We start from the raw sequence: 2,048 nt of genomic DNA on the forward strand, positions 1-2,048 counted from the left end.
TCTGGCTAACAATAGTTCGGATAATGAATCGTTTTATCAACCCAATTCTATCTTAATTTTATGATAATTTGGTCTAGACATTGGGGAGCACCTTATTCCTTAAAAAACTCTTCTAGTAATATATGGATCTTTTATCTAATACTATTCTTTAAAGTTTCAGTCAAATAAATACAAGACTTTAGTCGTCTTCTATTTCATGATCGCCGTATTCGTATAGCTCATTTAAAAACGTATCAAGACTTGAAGATAAATAATGAACATTTGACATATCTGGTTTATTGCCATCTGCTTCAAACTCATGATCCCAAAAATATATTTTTCCTAACTCTTTTCCTGATAAACCTACTAGGATTAAGTTACCACCTGGATCTCTAGCTATAGGAAATAAGTTATTAGGGACCCTATCCCTAAACATATCAAATGTATAGGATAAATTATAATAGTATTCTTTTAATCCTATACCTAAAAAATAACTTATGCTAGAAGCATCTGTTTTATCATGAAATACAAAAGTTTCTGGATATACCTTACCCCCATTATATTTCATTAAAAAAGATCTAAACTCTTGAGGTAAATTAATAGAGTACTGCTTTTCAAAAGCTTCTATTTCAGAATTAGTTAATTGTCCAAAACCCGTGATATTCGTTTTCATATTTGATCCTATATCAGTAATAAAAATAGCTCTGCACACGACAAAAAAAACAAAAAAGTCTGTTAAAGCAAAGGCATAATAGTGATTTTTAAGACGAATCAGACCATGCCAAACTTTAACAGACTTAGTGAAACTTTAACCCAAAACCTGAGTATGAACAAGGCAAGAATCACATGTTTGAGCCTAATGATAATAGCCCTGATTACTGCTCAAAGCAGTAATCTTAAAAAAAATAGCAAGACACCTCCCTAAGGGTGGCAAGACCGACAGCCACTATCGCAGACTACAGCGATTTTTTGCCGAAGCGAGGATAGACTACGATCAATTAGCTTTAATGATATATCGACTATTTGGGCTAGGCAAAGTCACCTTAACCATTGACCGCACCAACTGGAAATGGGGTAAAAGTAACCTCAACATCTTTATGCTAGGGGTGGTATATAAAGGGATAGCCATCCCCTTATACTGGCAAATGCTAGATAAGCTAGGTAATACAAACCATCTTGAACGCTGTGAACTTATTGAGCGGTTTATCAAACAATTTGGCAAAGATAACCTTGAGATGATAGTAGCGGACAGAGAGTTTGTTGGCGAAAAATGGTTTAACTGGCTCACCAATAATCACATACCCTTTGCCATACGGATTAAGAAGAACAGTAAAGTTAAGAATCATCATGGCAAGTTGGTACAGATTAAAGAGTTATTGCGCCATGTTAGCCATCAAGAAACATATCGACATGGGCGAATACTGACTGTCGATGGTTGTTTGGTTCGAGTATTTGCCAAGCGTGATAAAGACTATGGTTTAGTGATTGTCGCAACCAATCAACTAGAAACAGTGGATGCGATGACAAGCTATGCTAAGCGTTGGGAGATTGAGACTTTATTTGCTTGTTTAAAGGGGCGTGGCTTTAATCTTGAAGATACCCACTTAACCCATCTTGATCGGGTCAGTAAATTAGTCGCAGTGAACGCCTTAGCATTTTGTTGGGCTTATCATGTCGGTATTTATAAAGACAAAGATAAGCCGTTAAAACGCAAGTTGAAGTCAAACGCTCGACCTCAAGCCAGTTTGTTTGTGCTTGGCCTGGATGTGTTGATTGAGGGCCTGCGCTTGGTGTTTTTTAACAATGATAAGACTGTACTTCGACAGTTAGTTAGCTTTTTAACCCCTAAACCTATGAAAATTGGGTGGGGATAATTTTTTTGTCGTGTGCAGAGATTAAGAACATAATTTATTAAATATATTTGGCTCAATATGAATTAATGGATATTGCTTAAAAAAAGCAGATAGCTTTTTGGAGCCCATCCCGAAATCTGTGTAACTGCAATTTAGATTAAATGCTTACTAACACGCTCATCGAACATAATCATAAAGCGATTAAGAGCAGACGTC

2 protein-coding genes are annotated in these 2,048 nt (G+C 36.0%); one reads left to right on the top strand and one right to left on the bottom strand.

Going from position 1 to position 2,048, the window contains the following annotated elements:
- Positions 1-178: 178 nt before the first annotated feature.
- A complete protein-coding gene (locus G561_RS0113395; RefSeq protein ID WP_028859983.1) occupies positions 179-652 on the bottom strand; it encodes an SMI1/KNR4 family protein in 474 nt (157 codons plus the stop codon).
- Positions 653-884: 232 nt separating this feature from the next.
- Here G561_RS0113395 and G561_RS14825 point away from each other — a divergent pair, with 232 nt between their 5' ends.
- Entirely contained in the window at positions 885-1,853 is a 969-nt protein-coding gene (locus tag G561_RS14825; RefSeq protein WP_228707632.1) for an IS4 family transposase, read from the top strand.
- Positions 1,854-2,048 lie beyond the last annotated feature (195 nt).

The sequence above is a fragment of the Psychrobacter phenylpyruvicus DSM 7000 = NBRC 102152 genome (assembly GCF_000685805.1).
Classification (GTDB): domain Bacteria; phylum Pseudomonadota; class Gammaproteobacteria; order Pseudomonadales; family Moraxellaceae; genus Psychrobacter; species Psychrobacter phenylpyruvicus.

Bases quoted from the DNA above. Each gene is read 5' to 3' on its own strand.
- G561_RS0113395 (WP_028859983.1), bottom strand. From the start codon at position 652: ATGAAAACGAATATCACGGGTTTTGGACAATTAACTAATTCTGAAATA.